Here is a 15,955-nt window from a genome sequence, read left to right on the forward strand (position 1 = left end):
TCAACTACTTGAGGCTAAGATTAATGAGATTTTTCGTTTTAATTTTTACGCTCTTTTTCATTTTAAATCTATCTTTTGCTGGGTCTTCGGATGATTCTTCAAAAGTTAATTTATATCGCCTTGGGATCGTCCTTGGAGTGACAGGTGCGATTTTAACAATAGCGCATATTCAGCAGTATAACTCATGGTGGAAAGGTGAATTAACATCTTTTCATTTTAGGGACGATCTCAATCAAGTTTTAAACGCTGATAAATTTGGCCATGCCTATTTTTCGTTTTTAGTTTCGGATTTGTTGGGCAGATCGCTTTGTTGGGCTGGGGTTGAGAAAAATTTATCTTTGATTTTTGGTGGCGTTGGAAGTTTGCTTTTTCAAACTTATGTTGAAATTGAAGACGGTTTTAGACCGAAACTTGGCTTCAGCATAAGCGATCAAATTTCAAATATCATAGGCGCGTTTTTACCGTATGCGAGAGAAAATTTTGAGTTCTTGAAATCTGTAAATTTTAAAATCAGTGTGTTTCCTTCAGAAAAGTTCAAATCCGGGGCTCACAGGTTCATTATTGATGATTATGAAAGTCTATATTTTTGGTTGTGCTTTGATGTTTCCAAAATTTTAAATGTGGATGTTTTCAAAACTTGGTTTATTGATATTATTGATATTGCGGTCGGTTATAGCGTGAAGCAGATAAATTGGGACGGAAGCGGGAAAAGGGAAATTTTTTTAGGGTTTGATTACGACTTGACGAAAATTCCGATAAAGATGCATCTATTCAAACAAATCATTAATCTTTTAAATTATTATCGCTTGCCAGCACCATCTGTGAGAATCGTCCCGAGATTCAGGTTTTATCTTATTAAATTTTAACCTTTTGGAAATTTAATTAAGAATGCAGTTCCAGTTCCCTTTATAGGTTCAGCCCATATTTTCCCGTTGTGTGCTTCAACTATTATTCTGCTTATTGTAAGACCAAGATCGTTATATTTAGGCAACTTTTGGAAGAGCGCTTGTTTGTATCTGTCAAATAAATAGTCCGTTTCAGATTCCTCAATTTGAGTGGTTTTGTCAATTATTTTTATCAAATAGTTTGAGTCTTCCTCCGCTATTGAAATTTCTATGTCCTTGCTACCGACATTTAGTATTGAACCAAGAACGAGTTCAAAAACTCTCGTTATCTTGCGCTTATCTGCATATATCTGAAGTGGAAGATCAGCAGGAAATGAAAGTGATATGCTGTAATTTTGCGAAGATTTGAATCGCTTAACGACATCAGTTATAATTTTACCGAGATCAGTTAGTTCCTTTGAGATTTTGTCAATGTTAAGTTCAAGTCGTGAAAGTTCAAGATATTCATTTAAAAGTTTAATGTGCTTGTTAATGGCGGTTTCAGCAACTTCAAGAATTAATTTTTGATCCTCTGAGAGTTCGTGTATTCTGTTTTTTAGGGCAAGTTCAAAGCTTGCTTTAATTACCGAGATCGTGTTTTTTAGATCTTGAATCAAAAGGTAAGTAAATTCGGAGCGTAGTTTTTTAAGTTCGTCGTTCGTTCTTTTGATTTTCAAGACAGTTGACACTCTTATCAATAGTTCCTCAATGTTTACCGGCTTTGCGATAAATTCAGCTGCCCCCGAGTCAAATGCTCTTTTTATGTTGTGTGGTTCGGAATTGGCAGAGATAATTATAACTGGAATCTGATTCGTTTCTGGGTTTGATTTCAGAATTCTTAACACTTCAAATCCGTCCATTATCGGCATTTGGATATCAAGAATTATAACATCTGGCTTCTCGCTCTTTGCGATCTCAACGCACTCATAACCGTTTTCACAAGTTATCACATCATATCCGTCGTCTTTTAAAATCGTTGCAAATATGAACCGACTTGTCGGTTCATCTTCTGCAATTAAAATTTTACCGGGCACTTCAAAAAATTGATTTTATTTCGTTATAGCTAAATTTTAAAACAAAATTTGGAAATTGGCAAGTTAATTATGTCGTTTTTCGCCTCGCCGATGATTTCAAACTACTTTTATAACTTTGACAATTTTGGCAAAACTTTTTATTTTAATCAAAAGTTTTGTTTAAGCAATTAGACAAAAAATTTGCTTGCAATTATGTTTCTACAATTTTCGTTTTTCAACTGGATAGGAAGAAAAGCTCCAGAGCTAAATGGAGGAACTGGTTGGATAAATTCAAAGCCATTGAAACTTAACGATCTTAGAGGTAAAGTTGTATTATTGGATTTTTTTGAATATACTTGTGTAAATTGTCTTCGCACTTTGCCTTATTTAAAGGAATGGCACAAAAGGTATTCTGATAAAGGTCTCATTATAATTGGGATACATACGCCAGAGTTTGACTTTTCCGCTGAGTTTGAAAATGTTGCCAACGCAGTCAAAGAACTTGGACTTGAGTATCCTATCGTCGTTGATAGTAACTACGAAATATGGCGTGCGTTTAAAAATCAGTTTTGGCCGAGAAAATTTTTAGTTGATAAGGATGGAATAATAAGATATGACCATGTTGGTGAAGGAGCTTATGGCAGAACGGAAGCAAAAATCCAGGAACTTTTGAGGCAAATAGAGCCAGAGGCGAAATTTCCTGATGTAATTGAATATATTCGTGATGAAGATAAACCAGGAGCTGTTTGCTATCCAAGGACGCCTGAAATGTATGCAGGTTATCTGCGTGGATATTTCACACAACAAATAAAACCAGATAAAGAAGAACATTACAAAGATAATGGATGCAAAGAAGCCCAATTAACGCTCAATGGTTGGTTCAAAGTTGAAGCGGATAAGATCGTTCACACAAGAAATAGCAATGAATTAACGGATTATATCGCTTTTAAATTTAGGGGGACTGAAGTAAACGCCGTCCTAAATTCCGTTGGAGGTTCTTATGATGTTTTCTTAACACTTGATGATAAACCGATCCCGAAATCTATGAAAGGAAAAGATGTTTCTTATGACGATTCTGGAAGAAGTTTTGTAAGGATTGATAAGGGCAGAATGTATAATTTAATTTTCGGTGAAAAATATGGGGTTTATACTTTGAAACTTTATACCAATTCCGATAAGTTTGCGCTTTATTCGTTTACATTTGGTTCTTGCGTGGTTAAAGAGTGAAAACAAATTGTGGAAACTTGTAATGAATCTTGACAAGATTCAAAAGGAGATAAGAAAATATGAAGAGTTTATTGAAAAGAATCCCGATTCTCCTCTACTTGTTCGTCTTGCGTCGCTTTATCTTGAAATTGGGAATGTAGAAAAAGCAATAACTTTGTGTAATAGAGCGATACAAAAATATCCCGATTATTCTACTGCGCATCTTATAATGGCAAGATGTTATATAGAGATCAAGGCGTATTCCAAAGCTCTTGCTGAGTTAAACCGTGTTGTTGAGATTTTGCCAGATTCAAAATTTGTAATTGATATGATTTCAAAAATTTCTCTAAAGCAGGGGAAAGAAGAAAGCATCAAAAAGATAGGGAAGTTGAAAACTGTAAAGGAAGATATCAAGATAAAAGAAGTTGAACTTCCGGAAGTTGATCTTCCAGAGGTTGGAAAGACACATAAAGAAATCTACTTTATTGATCAAAAGTTAACAGACGAGCTCGGTGAAGAAATTTTTGAAATGCCTAAGGTTGAAACAGAGGTTGGAAAAGCTAAAGATGAAAATATACGGGCTGAGACACAAGCATCATATCTTGATGAGCTCATAAAACGGCTTGAAGAGGCAAAAGGTAAGCAAAACATCAAAACAGAAACAGCAAAAGAACCAGCGATTGACTTTAAGGAAGAAAATCTAAGCTATGAGGATATATCCATTGTCACTCCAGCTCTTGCCGAGATACTTACGAAGCAAGGGGCATATGATGAAGCAATAAAAGTTTATAGAAAGTTGATTGAGCAACGCCCATCCGAGAAAGAAAAGTATGAAAGTGAGATAAGGAAACTTGAAGAGAAGCTTGGAAAGTAGAAATGTTAAGACCTGTAAAACATCTTGGACAGCATTTTTTGAGCGACAAAAATGTAGCGAAAAAAATTGCAGAGATGGTTGATCCGAAACCTGATGATGTAATAGTTGAGATCGGAGCTGGCGAGGGATTTTTAACTGAACAATTTGTTGGAAAAGTTAGAAAGGTTTTTGCAGTTGAGATTGATAAAAGAGCGGTTGATTTCTTGAAAGTAAGGTTTGGGGATGAAGAATTAATCAAAAATGATAAAATTGAGATTCTTCACCAGGATTTTTTGAAGGTTAACTTTGAAACCTTCAAAAACTTTGGCAAAATAAGATTGATAGGGAACATTCCATATAACATCACAAGCTCAATCATATTTAAGGCGATTGAGAATAGGGAATTCATAAAAGATTTAGTGATCATGGTTCAACTTGAAGTTGCTTTGAGAATCGTTTCAAAGCCAGGGGTGAAGGATTACAGCATACTTTCGGTGATGTGCCAGGCATATTCAAAGCCGGAAATTTTATTTAGGGTTTCTAGAAATGTATTCTATCCTAAACCGAAGGTTTCATCTGCGGTGATACGGCTTGATTTTGAGAAAGGCGCCTTGTCCGAAAGAATAATTGATCACGATTTCTTCAAAAAAATTGTTAAGGTTGCTTTTAATAAACGAAGAAAAATTCTGAAAAATACGCTGAAGGAGCTATTTAGCGATGAGACATTATCCGAGGTGAATTTAGATTTAAGCAGGAGACCGGAGCAATTGACTGTTGAAGAATTCATAGATCTTTCAAACGCACTTTATAAAATCTATGCCGATAAAAACAAAATTGGCAGAGGATGAACTACCTTGCTGGCTTACGTAATTTACACTTCGGTGATATTGTTAACATAGTTTTTTACTTATTTTTGATTTTTGTTTCACTCGTTTTTTCACATCAAATGAAACTCTGGTGGTTGATAGTTCTATTTAATCTTTTGGTTATTTTTTTCGTCATATATGTCGCTGTAAGATGGGAGGGGTCGCGGAATCCAGAAATTTTCTCAGCGAGGCGCTTTGTGAGGGAATGGTATCTTGTGCCACTTATTCTCTTGACATTTAAAGAAATTTATTTCTTCATTAACTTTTTGAAACTGCCAGATTATGATTGGATTTTGATGAAAATTGACTACATAATTTTTGGCGCGCATCCGACTCATGTTTTGGCAAAAATTAGCAATCCTGTTTTGACGGAATTTTTACAAATTGTTTATTCTACTTTTTATTTCCTTCCGATAATTCTCGGTTATGACTTCTACCGCAGAGGCGATCTTGTGAGATATCGCTATGTCATATCAACAGTTGTGTATGGTTTTTATCTTTCATACATTGGTTATCTTCTTGTCCCAGCTATTGGTCCGCGGTTTATACTTCATGATTTTTCAAAGCTTGACGAAGAGCTACCAGGGCTTTTGCTAACGAAGCCACTTCGTTGGATAATTAACACGGGTGAGTCAATTCCGCCTGGCGTTCCTAATCCAGCTGATTATGCTCAAAGGGATGTTTTTCCGAGCGGGCACACGCAACTTACGCTCGTTATTATATATCTTTCTATCGTGCTGAAATCAAAAACGAAGTATTTTCTGATCCCGAACGGTATTTTGTTAATTTTTTCAACCGTCTATCTTCGCTATCATTATGTAATTGATTTGATCGCTGGGTTTCTATTTGCTGCTTTTACAGTTGCAACTGCTCCGTATCTTTTCAATCAATGTGAAACAAAAATAGGGCGAAGGAATGCAGAAAAAATCTGATGTCAAGCCGTATGTTCCAGCTGAAACAAAATTAACAGAAATGACTTTAAGAGCAGTTTTAATCGGTGTAGTTATGGCGGTAGTGCTCGGCGCAGCGAATACATACATTGGTCTAAAAGCTGGGATGACTGTGTCAGCGACATTTCCAGCTGCAGTTGTTGCGATGGCAGTTATGAGAGTTATGCGTGGTTCAATACTTGAGGAAAACATCGCAAGGACAACCGCGTCGGTCGGTGAAGCACTCGCAGCAGGAGCAATTTTCACTGTGCCTGCTTTTGTAATTTCTGGTGTTTGGAGCGACTTTAACTATTGGGAAAGCACAGTGATAATGCTTGTTGGCGGACTTCTTGGAGTTTTATTCATAATTATTTTGAGAAGACCGCTTGTCAATGATCCCGAACTCCCTTATCCTGAGGGAGTTGCTTGCGCTGAAATGGTAAAAGCTGGACAAAAAGGAGAAACAGGTGCAAAATATGTTTTTAGTATGATGGGCGTTTCGGCATTGGTTGAACTTTTTAAAAACGCAAGAGGAATAAAATTATTTGGGGAAACGATAAGTGGATTTGTTGAGTTTGGAAAGTATAAAATTCAACTTTTTTCAGGTGCAAATTCAGCAGTGAGCACTCAAACATATACTGGTGGAGTTTTTCTCTCTACTCCAGTCGCTTCTCCAGCGTTAATTGGAGTTGGATACATAATTGGACCGAGGTTATCGGCAATTGCGTTTTCAGGCGGGGTTCTCGGGTGGTGGTTATTTATTCCGCTCGTTATGTTTTTTAACACTGGAATTGGCGATATGCTTAAAAATGGGGTTAGTTGGGACGAATTAACTCATTCTGTGTGGTATTATCAGGTAAGACCAATTGCCGTTGGAGCTATGATAGTTGGTGCATTTCATACGCTTTGGAAGATGAGAACACAACTTTTTCAAGGTATAGCAAAAGGGATAAGAGATGCATCTCAAGTTAGAAGTGGAAAAGTTGAATATTCAAGATTGGAGGATGATCTGCCTATGCCACTTGTGATCGGAGCTATTTTCTTGCTTGTCGTACCGATTACATTGATTTACTACTATTTCACGAAAAATTTGATCAGTGCTGTCATTGCAGCAATCGTTATGACATTAACAGGATTTTTGTTTTCAGCTGTCGCAGGTTATCTCATTGGAGTTATGGGGGGTTCAAATAATCCAATTTCTGGACTTACTCTTTCATCGCTTGTAATTGCAGCGGTTTTGATGGTTGCTCTCGGCGTTAAGGGGACTGCGGGTGTTGAGGTTGTCCTCGGCGTTGCTGCTGTTGTATGCACTGCGCTTGGAATTGCTGGCGATATGTTGCAAGATTTGAAAGTCGGGCAACTTCTTGGAGGAACGCCCAGAAAGATGCAAATTGCGGAAATTATCGGTGTCTCTTTTACTGCTTTCGTGCTTGTGTTTCCAATGTCAATTCTTCATAAAGGAACAGAAGGCGGAATTGGAGGTAAGTATTTACCAGCTCCGCAAGCAGGATTAATGAGCGTTATGTCAAAAGGAATTGTGAGCGGAGAGATTGCTTGGCCATTGATAATTTTTGGTGCCGTCCTTGCTTTTGTTTTAATTCTTCTTAAATCACCATCCCCAACTTTGATCGCTGTCGGAATGTATCTTCCTTTTGAGACAACTTCAGCTATATTCGTTGGCGGTTTAATAAAGTATGTTTTTGATTTGATCATAAAAAGAAAATCTTATTCGGAATCTGAACTTGTCCAAATAGAAAATCGTGGAATACTTCTTGCCTCTGGACTTGTTGCAGGAGAGTCAATAATGGGTGTATTGCTTGCGGGCTTGTATCTTTTGAATGTTAATTTGCCACATATATCTGAAAATCCATTCTTGGGGCTTTTGATATTTCCTCTTGTTGCGTTAATTTTAATTGCTATTCCGCTTAAAAAGTTGAAATAAAAGTTTGAAAATTTTATGGGGCAAGAAGCCAAAAAAGTTGTAATGTTTGTAACTGTTGGAACTGGTAGGGATAGAGCAGATATAGCTTCAGCAATTGTAAAGAGTATAAGATCTTATAATCCTAACATTGTCGTATTTCTATGCACGGAAAAAAGCAAGCAGGAAACTTTGCCGATTATTGAAGAAGGGTTAGCTAAGGAAAACATTACTGTAGAGCAAGAAATTAAATTAATTAAAGATGAAAACGACCTTGAAGCGGTTAAGCAAATTTGTTCAAACGAGATGAGAAAATTTGAAAGGGATAGAAAGTTTGTTGAATACACTTCCGGGACGAAGGCGATGTCGGTTGGGCTTGTATTAGCTGGGTTGGAAAATGGAGCTGAAAAATTTTCTTATATTGCCGGCAATAGGGATGAAACGGGGCGTGTTATTCCTGGCACTGAAAGATTTATATCATTTGAACCAACCGTTATTTATGCAGAGGTGTTTTTCAAAAAAGCAATTGAATATTTTAACGATGGTATGTATGGGAGCGCGAGCAAGATGTTTGAAAAATGCCTTGAAATTTATCGGGAAGAATCGTTTAAGAAAAAAGTTGAAACATTAAATAACTTGTGCAAGGTATATCAAAATTGGGATTTGTTCAAGCATAAAGAAGCATTTGAAACCGCTAAAGAAATAGATTTGGATATTCTTGCTGAATTTGAAGCAAAACGAAAATTTGAGTCAAATCGTGATAGTTTGGCTTTTCTTAACAAAGAAAGCGTGTTTTCACCGCTAAAAGCCATAGACCTTTTAAGAAACGCTGAACGAAGGATTGAAAGGGAGCGCTATGACGATGCAGTTGCAAGGTTGTATAGATTACTTGAATACATCATTCAAATTGGGATAGATAAACTAGGTCTATATTCCGAACCTGGAAAGATTGACCTTTCTAAACTTCCTGATGATTTAAAAGAGAAGTATCAGCGAAGTGAAATTGCGCTTGCAAAGTCTGCTGAATTGCTCAATGATCTTGGGGACGAAATGGGGAAAGAATTGTATGAAAGCATAACACAGGGGAACTTGAAAAAAATTTTGAGTGCGAGGAATAATTCAATACTTGCTCATGGATTTACACCTATTGATAAAGAAACAGCCGAGGAATTTCGTGATATTTTGAAGAAGATATTAGCGAAGTATTTCGGTTCTGATTTTGAGCGATGGTATGAGGATCTTGAGTTCGTCAAGTTGAAAGTTTTGTAATAAAATGGATTAAAAACTCAAATTTTGAAAAGCAGTGTTTTTTTGTTAATTTTGAGTGCAAAATTTAAAATAAACTAACGAGAACCTATGATAAAAATAGGTGTTCCAAAAGAAACCTATCCAGGTGAAACGAGGGTAGCACTTATCCCAGCCAATATCCAACAGTTTAAAAAAGCAGGGGCTGAGGTTATAGTTCAATCAGGGGCGGGTGAAAAAGCAGGTTACCGAGATGAAGAGTATCTTGAAAAAGGGGCGCAAATTGTAAAATCTCGGGAGGAAGTTTTTGCAAATGCTGATGTTATCCTTCAGGTTAGAGCTCTTGGGGCAAACCCAGAAGAGGGCAAAAAGGATATCCAATTAATGAAAGAAGGGCAAATTCTAATTGGATTTCTTGAGCCATTTTTTGCGAAAGATTTAATTGAAGAAGTAGCGAAAAAGGGAGTTATTTCCTTCGCTCTTGAGTTATTGCCGAGGACTTCAAGAGCTCAAAGTATGGATGTTTTATCTTCAATGGCCACTATAGCTGGATACAAGGCGGTTTTGCTTGCAGCGAGTTATTTACCAAGAATGTTTCCGATGCTTACGACCGCAGCTGGTACGGTTTTGCCTGCTAATGTTTTTGTCATAGGTGCTGGTGTTGCAGGGCTTCAAGCAATTGCAACGGCGAAAAGATTAGGCGCAGTTGTAAAAGCGTATGATATAAGACCAGCAACAAAGCAAGAAGTTGAAAGCTTGGGTGCAAAGTTCGTTGAACTTGGACTTGAATCGCAGGAAGCTGAGGACAAGAGTGGATATGCAAAAGATATGGGTGAAGAATTTTACAAGAAACAAAGGGAAATGTTGACGAAGATAATTTCTGAAAGTGATGTCGTGATTTCCACGGCAGCTGTTCCTGGTAAAAGAGCACCTGTTTTGATAACCGAAGATATGGTAAAAGGAATGAAACCAGGTTCTGTTATCGTTGACCTTGCAGCTGAAAGAGGTGGGAATTGTGAATTGACGAAGGCTGGAGAAGTCGTTGAAAAATATGGAGTGATAATCATAGGTCCAGTTAATGTTCCAGCAACAGTTCCATATCACGCAAGCCAGATGTATTCAAAAAACATTACAAACTTCTGTTCCCTTTTCATCAAGAATGGTGAGATAAACTTGAATTTAAACGACGATATTTTAGCAAGCACATTGCTCACGAAAGACGGGAAACTTGTAAATTCAATTTTTGGTCAATCTTAAAAACAAAACCTGAAGGAATTAAAATGGATCCTTTCATTGCAGTATTAACAATTTTCGTCCTTGCGATGATAGTTGGCTTTGAGGTCATAACCAAAGTTCCTCCAATTCTTCATACCCCTTTAATGTCTGGTTCAAATGCGATCTCAGGAATTACAATTATTGGTTCAATCATAGCTGCTGGTGCAAAGTATACAACACTTGCTTCTATCTTGGGCGTAATTGCAGTTACATTTGCAACGATAAATGTAGTTGGTGGTTTCCTTGTAACTCATAGAATGCTTGAGATGTTTCAGAAACCGAAATCAGATCAAAAGGAGAAGAAATCATAATTAAAACAAAACCGAATTTGCTATGCCACAAGCACTTGTAAATGTCGCTTATTTAATTTCAGCTTTGTTATTCATCTTCGCTTTAAAAGGTTTATCACATCCACGTACCGCAGTTAGGGGAAATCTTCTTGGTGCAACTGGAATGTTGATCGCAATTGTTGTAACACTGCTTGATAAATCAATTGTAAGTTATGAGCTCATCATCCTTGGCCTTGTAATTGGCGCAGTCGCTGGGACTATTTCAGCTCTTAAAGTTCCAATGACATCAATGCCTCAGATGGTTGCGATATTTAATGGTTTCGGTGGAGGTGCATCTGCTCTCGTTGCTGCTGTTGCATTTATTGAGGCGCTGGAATTAAACAAAGTACTGGGTACACAGGAAACGGTTGCGACGGTAGCTTCGGGAATAATTGGCGCAGTGACATTTTGGGGAAGTATGGTTGCATTTGGTAAACTTGAAGGACTAATTGAAGAAAGACCGATAAGATATAAGGGCGAGCAAATAGTTAAAGTTTTATTCGCACTTGCTTCAATTATACTTGGCGTTTACTTTGGAATTAGTAAAGAGATGAACTATTACTGGTATTTAATAATCACTGCATCCATTCTTGGTGTGCTTCTTACTATCCCGATTGGTGGTGCGGATATGCCAGTTGTAATTTCATTGCTTAACTCTTATTCTGGACTTGCGGCGTGTGCAACTGGTTTCGTTTTAAACAACAATGTCTTGATAATTTCTGGTTCGCTCGTTGGTGCATCTGGAATTATACTTACAAATCTAATGTGCAAGGCGATGAATAGGTCTTTGACTAATGTTCTGTTTGGAGGATTTGGTGAGATAGTTTCTGAAGCGGATGAGGATAAAATTTATGGTGGTAAGATAAAATCTGCTACCCCTGAAGAAGTAGCTATGCTTCTTGAAAATGCACGACGCGTTGTCATTGTTCCTGGTTATGGAATGGCCGTCTCACAAGCACAGTTTGCAGTTCGCGACTTGATGAAAGTTTTGGAGTCAAAAGGTGTTGAAGTTGAATTTGCAATTCACCCTGTTGCTGGACGAATGCCTGGGCATATGAATGTTTTGCTTGCCGAGGCGGATATACCGTATGAAAAATTAAAAGATATGGATGAAATAAACCCAACATTTGAGCAAGTAGATGTGTCTATTGTAATTGGTGCGAATGATGTAGTAAATCCGCTTGCACGAACTGATTCAAATAGCCCAATAGCAGGAATGCCAATTCTTGATGTTGATAAGTCAAAGACGGTGGTTGTTATAAAGCGAAGCTTGGCACCAGGATTTGCTGGGATACCAAATCCGCTTTTCGCAGCTGATAATACTTTGATGCTTTTCGGCGATGGGAAGAAAATGGTCCAAGAGTTAATAAATGCCTTGAAGGAATCTTAATAAAAACTTTTAATTCAGTTTTTAAGCCCCGACATTCGTCGGGGCTTTTTTGTTATGTCGTATAGTTATCTAACTCTTCGCACTTGAGGTATATCAAAGTGTTATTTCTAATGCGATGACTGTTTATTTGTTATTTTGAAATATCGCTCATGGAATCAAAAGATTTCGCAACTTTACGGAAAATTTCGTCAAACATTTTTTCAGTTAACTTTCCTGTGAAGGTGTTCCTTTGGCTTGGATGGTAAGAGCAAATTAAGTTTATCATTTTCTCGTTTTGTGGATTAACAAATGTTAATTCGTTCCCGTGGTAAAATTTCAAATTTCCGCTTGATTTTTCAAATTCAAAGTCAAACAATGTTTTCACAACCGTTGAAAACGCAAGTTGTCCGAGCGTGATAATTATTTTTACATTTTTGAGAAGTTCAAATTCACTTTTCAAATATATATTGCAATTCTCAATCTCTTTTTTAGTCGGCTTATTTTCTGGCGGGGCGCAACGAACGATGGCTGTTATATAACAATTGTTAAGTTTTAAACCATCATCTCTTGATATTGATTCGGGTTGATTAGCGAAGCCGAATTTGAACAGCGCCCTATAAAGCCATTCGCCACTTCTATCACCTGTGAACATTCTTCCAGTCCTGTTTCCACCATGTGCAGCAGGAGCAAGTCCAACAATCAAAATCTCAGCTTCTTCATCTCCGAAGCCTGGGACTGGTTTTCCCCAATAATCCCAGTTTTTAAATCTTGAAATTTTTTCCTTCGCAATTTTCTCACGCCATTTAACAAGTCGTAAGCATTTGCGGCAGTTTATAACTACATCGTTAAGTTCTTCAAACGATTTAAATTTCAATTTTGACATCTATCATCCTGTCATACCATTTTTCAAATTCAACCGATGTCGCAAGGTGGATTTCCAATGGTGCGTTGAAATTATATCTTTCAAGAATTAGTTTTTTCAATTTAGCTCTGCCGATTAAATCTTTGGGGACTTCTTCGCTTACGATTAAAATATCAATGTCACTGAAAACATTCCAATTTCCTTTGACAACCGAGCCAAAGACGAAAACTCTGAAATCTTTAAAATATAATCTCAATAACTCCTTTATCTCCTTTGCGATCGTCATATAATTTTTGAAAAACGGCTCTTTTTCCTCTTTCATTCGCCTTAACATATCCATATAAGCGTTCATGTTAACGACTCAACTATCTCTTTTATTTGATAAACTAACTTTTTCATTTTTTCAACTGGGGTTCTGTTGAACTGGACATCAAAATATCTGGTCGCAAGATATGCTTCTTCAAGTAGAAAGATGGTTTCTGTTTCTTTTAGGTTCTCAAGTGTTTCAATTTTATCTTTTTGTTCAATTATTTTCGCACATTCATCTATCAATTTTAGCAAACTATGAGTTTTGGGATAATCACCAACCTTTTTCCATAGTAGGTACTTTAAAAACAATTGGGCTGATTGTTCGTAATTAAATGCTGCAAAGTTGAAATCTTCTTTTGAGAGAAGGTAATCTGCAATTTCCAAGAATTTCAATGCATTTTTTTTCAAAAACTCGCCCATTAAATCACGCCGAGTTTTTTCCCTACCTTTTTAAAAGCTTCCAATGCCCTATCAATGTCATTTTTTGATAAAGCAGCTGAAATTTGGGCTCTCAGCCTCGCTTCACCTTTCGGGACAACCGGATACCATAGACCTTTGATATAAACTCCTTCTTTCAAAAGCTCCTCACTCATATCCATCGCAAGTGATGCTTCGCCAAGCATTATCGGGACGATCGGATGAATTCCATCAAGGATTTTGAAACCAAGATTTTTGATCTCGCGCCTGAAATACATCGTGTTTTCTCGCAATTTTTCAATAAGCGATGTATCTTCTTCAAGCATTTTAATTGCTTCAATAGTTGCTACTACGACAGCTGGAGGGAGGGAATTTGAAAATGTGTAAGGTCTTGATTTTTGTCTTAGGTATTCAATTAATTCTTTTTTACCGCTGATGAATCCACCAGCTGCGCCACCTATTGCCTTGCCGAGCGTTCCAGAAATGACCTCAACTTGACCGAACACGCCAAGCTCTTCTGCCGTCCCTCGTCCAGTTTTTCCTATTACTCCAAGTCCATGCGAGTCATCAACAAATAAAATTGCGTTGTATTTTTTCGCAAGTTCAATAAGTTGAGGTAGTGGTGCCATATCGCCTTCCATGCTGAAAACCCCATCAGTTGCAATTATCCTAAATCGGTAATCTTTATCCTTGTCCTCTTCAAGCATTTGTTCAAGTGCTTTCCAATCGCCGTGTGGATAAACTTTTTTATCAACGACTTCAGGTTTGCACAATCTTATGCCATCAATTATGCTTGCGTGGTTTAATCTATCGCTGTAAATCACATCTTTGTAGTTTTCATATCCAAGCGATTCATTCACAATTGAGGCGAAAAATCCCTCATTTGCTGCGAAACAAGATGAAAAAAGAATTGAATCTTCTGCTCCTACGAATTCTGCGATCTTTTCCTCAAGTTGTTTATGAATTGACTGAGTTCCGCAGATAAACCTGACAGATGCAACTCCATATCCGTATTCTTTAATTCCACGAATTGCGGCTTCTTTAATTCTTGGATGCGATGCAAGTCCAAGGTAATTATTTGAGGCAAGCATTATAACTTCCCTTCCATCTACTCTAACGACTCCACCTTGTTCGCTTAAAAGTGGTATTTCTTTTTTGAATGTTTTTGTCGCATGTAATCTGTTAAGTTCGTTTGTTAAAACTTGTGTGTAGTTCATTTTATTTTCAGTGATTTTGTTTTTAAGGTTTTAAAATTACCTTTAATCCGTCACCATTTTTTATTGCGTTGAAACCTTCTTCAAATTTTTCAAGCGGTAGCTGATGAGTTATAAATCCAGTTTCAAGGATTTTATCCGCAAGACCACTTTTCAACAGAGCACGCATTATTTCCCATGTCTCAAAAACTTTCCTTCCAATTATCCCATGAATTGTGATCCCTTTGAAAATTACATTCTTTGAAAAATCAATTTTAAAGTCACCTTCTGGAAGACCAAGTAGTGAAATTGTCCCGCCCATTCTTATGACTTCAAATGCGTCCTGGTAAGCTTTATAATTTCCAGACATTTCAAATACTACATCAACACCTGTTCCGCCAGTTTCAGATTTGACGGTTTTTATAAATCTTTCTCTTTCTTCCGGAATTGCCACATCAAAGCAATAATCTGCGCCAAATTTTTTCGCTATTGAAAATCTTTTTTCAACGATTTTTTCATGAGTTGCTCCTGTTCCAGGTTTTGATGCGTCTGTGACGAAAATTTTAGATGCACCACTCATTTTCGCAATTGCGGTTGCCATAAGTCCTTGGACTCCGCATCCGAGGATCGCAACTGTTTGTCCCATCAAGTTAACGGATTGAGCAGTGTGAACCGCGTTTCCAATTGCATCCATAAATGCGATTATTTCAACCGGAAGCTCGCCGTTCTTAAAAAGCACTATGTTTTCCGCTGGCACTTTTGCATATTTAGTGAAAATTCCATCTTCATGAATTCCCTTTATCTTTGTGTTTTGACAGACATGTTTTTGACCCATGCGACACTGATGGCATCTTCCACAAGTTATGTGCATTTCAGCAGAGATTATGAAATTTTCCCTTAACACCTCAATTAAATCTGGATCTTTAGCGAGCTCATCAATCGTTCTTTTCCCGACAAAATTGCTAAGAGTTTCATCCTCATATGATTTTTCAATCAAAAGACCTGCTAAATGTTTTCTTGCAATATCTCCGGCGTCAACAATTTTGCCTGCAAACTCATGTCCTACGATGACATAAGGTGTTGTGTTTAAGAGCATTTCGTCTTTTAGAGATTGCTTGCTGTTGTAAATTCCAACATCTGTTCCACATATTGCTGCTGAAACAACTTCAATTTTTACTTCCCTTGGATCGGTTATCTCAGGTACTGGAACCTCGGTGAGGATAAGTCCTTTTTCCCATTCCTTATCTGGATGGGGGGTTGGTTTGATGACGGCTTTCATAGTGTTGT

Annotated in this window: 16 protein-coding genes; 10 read left to right on the plus strand and 6 right to left on the minus strand. The window is 37.3% G+C overall.

Annotation, left to right across the window (positions count from 1 at the left end; genetic code table 11):
- The first annotated feature begins 23 nt into the window (after positions 1-23).
- On the plus strand, positions 24-866 hold the full coding sequence (locus tag NZ923_09135; protein ID MCS7230181.1) for a YfiM family protein: 843 nt from the start codon (positions 24-26) through the stop codon (positions 864-866).
- Here NZ923_09135 and NZ923_09140 read toward each other — a convergent pair.
- Entirely contained in the window at positions 863-1,918 is a 1,056-nt protein-coding gene (locus NZ923_09140; GenBank protein ID MCS7230182.1) for a response regulator, read from the minus strand. The genes NZ923_09135 and NZ923_09140 overlap by 4 nt on opposite strands.
- Positions 1,919-2,110: 192 nt before the next feature.
- On the opposite strand from NZ923_09140, the gene NZ923_09145 reads away from it, so the two are divergent.
- From NZ923_09145 to NZ923_09185, 9 genes are all read left to right on the plus strand, one after another.
- Positions 2,111-3,124 carry a redoxin domain-containing protein gene (locus tag NZ923_09145; GenBank protein MCS7230183.1) on the plus strand — a complete coding sequence of 338 codons (1,014 nt, stop codon included), beginning with the start codon at positions 2,111-2,113 and terminating at the stop codon, positions 3,122-3,124.
- A gap of 22 nt (positions 3,125-3,146) precedes the next feature.
- On the plus strand, positions 3,147-3,977 hold the full coding sequence (locus NZ923_09150; protein ID MCS7230184.1) for a tetratricopeptide repeat protein: 831 nt from the start codon (positions 3,147-3,149) through the stop codon (positions 3,975-3,977).
- A 2-nt stretch (positions 3,978-3,979) separates the two neighbouring features.
- A complete protein-coding gene (rsmA, locus tag NZ923_09155) occupies positions 3,980-4,804 on the plus strand; it encodes a 16S rRNA (adenine(1518)-N(6)/adenine(1519)-N(6))-dimethyltransferase RsmA (protein MCS7230185.1) in 825 nt (274 codons plus the stop codon).
- Positions 4,801-5,754, plus strand: a complete 954-nt coding sequence (locus tag NZ923_09160; protein ID MCS7230186.1) for a phosphatase PAP2 family protein — start codon at positions 4,801-4,803, stop codon at positions 5,752-5,754. Before rsmA ends, NZ923_09160 begins: the two co-directional genes overlap by 4 nt.
- Positions 5,738-7,693, plus strand: a complete 1,956-nt coding sequence (locus NZ923_09165) for an oligopeptide transporter, OPT family (protein ID MCS7230187.1) — start codon at positions 5,738-5,740, stop codon at positions 7,691-7,693. Before NZ923_09160 ends, NZ923_09165 begins: the two co-directional genes overlap by 17 nt.
- Positions 7,694-7,708: 15 nt before the next feature.
- Positions 7,709-8,938, plus strand: coding sequence for a TIGR02710 family CRISPR-associated CARF protein (locus NZ923_09170; protein ID MCS7230188.1), 1,230 nt, complete (start codon positions 7,709-7,711; stop codon positions 8,936-8,938).
- A gap of 87 nt (positions 8,939-9,025) precedes the next feature.
- Positions 9,026-10,171 (plus strand): Re/Si-specific NAD(P)(+) transhydrogenase subunit alpha, encoded by a 1,146-nt coding sequence (locus tag NZ923_09175; GenBank protein ID MCS7230189.1) that lies wholly within the window; start codon positions 9,026-9,028, stop codon positions 10,169-10,171.
- 23 nt (positions 10,172-10,194) lie between these two features.
- Positions 10,195-10,500 carry an NAD(P) transhydrogenase subunit alpha gene (locus NZ923_09180; GenBank protein MCS7230190.1) on the plus strand — a complete coding sequence of 102 codons (306 nt, stop codon included), beginning with the start codon at positions 10,195-10,197 and terminating at the stop codon, positions 10,498-10,500.
- Positions 10,501-10,522: 22 nt separating this feature from the next.
- Positions 10,523-11,908, plus strand: coding sequence for an NAD(P)(+) transhydrogenase (Re/Si-specific) subunit beta (locus NZ923_09185; protein ID MCS7230191.1), 1,386 nt, complete (start codon positions 10,523-10,525; stop codon positions 11,906-11,908).
- Between the two features lie 130 nt (positions 11,909-12,038).
- On the opposite strand, the gene NZ923_09190 is transcribed toward NZ923_09185, so the two are convergent.
- Genes NZ923_09190 through NZ923_09210 form a run of 5 tightly spaced genes read right to left on the minus strand, consistent with a single transcriptional unit; the run spans position 12,039 to position 15,947 of the window.
- Positions 12,039-12,770: a uracil-DNA glycosylase gene (locus tag NZ923_09190; protein ID MCS7230192.1), complete on the minus strand. Its 732-nt coding sequence runs from the start codon at positions 12,768-12,770 to the stop codon at positions 12,039-12,041.
- Positions 12,751-13,101, minus strand: coding sequence for a nucleotidyltransferase domain-containing protein (locus NZ923_09195; protein ID MCS7230193.1), 351 nt, complete (start codon positions 13,099-13,101; stop codon positions 12,751-12,753). The genes NZ923_09190 and NZ923_09195 overlap by 20 nt, the downstream gene beginning before the upstream one ends.
- Complete coding sequence (locus NZ923_09200; protein MCS7230194.1) at positions 13,098-13,478, minus strand: HEPN domain-containing protein; 381 nt, start codon at positions 13,476-13,478, stop codon at positions 13,098-13,100. The genes NZ923_09195 and NZ923_09200 overlap by 4 nt, the downstream gene beginning before the upstream one ends.
- Positions 13,478-14,692 carry a glycine C-acetyltransferase gene (locus NZ923_09205; GenBank protein ID MCS7230195.1) on the minus strand — a complete coding sequence of 405 codons (1,215 nt, stop codon included), beginning with the start codon at positions 14,690-14,692 and terminating at the stop codon, positions 13,478-13,480. Before NZ923_09205 ends, NZ923_09200 begins: the two co-directional genes overlap by 1 nt.
- 22 nt (positions 14,693-14,714) lie before the next feature.
- Complete coding sequence (locus tag NZ923_09210) at positions 14,715-15,947, minus strand: zinc-binding dehydrogenase (protein ID MCS7230196.1); 1,233 nt, start codon at positions 15,945-15,947, stop codon at positions 14,715-14,717.
- Positions 15,948-15,955 lie beyond the last annotated feature (8 nt).

Source organism: Candidatus Kryptonium sp. (assembly GCA_025060635.1).
Lineage (GTDB): Bacteria > Bacteroidota > Ignavibacteria > Kryptoniales > Kryptoniaceae > Kryptonium.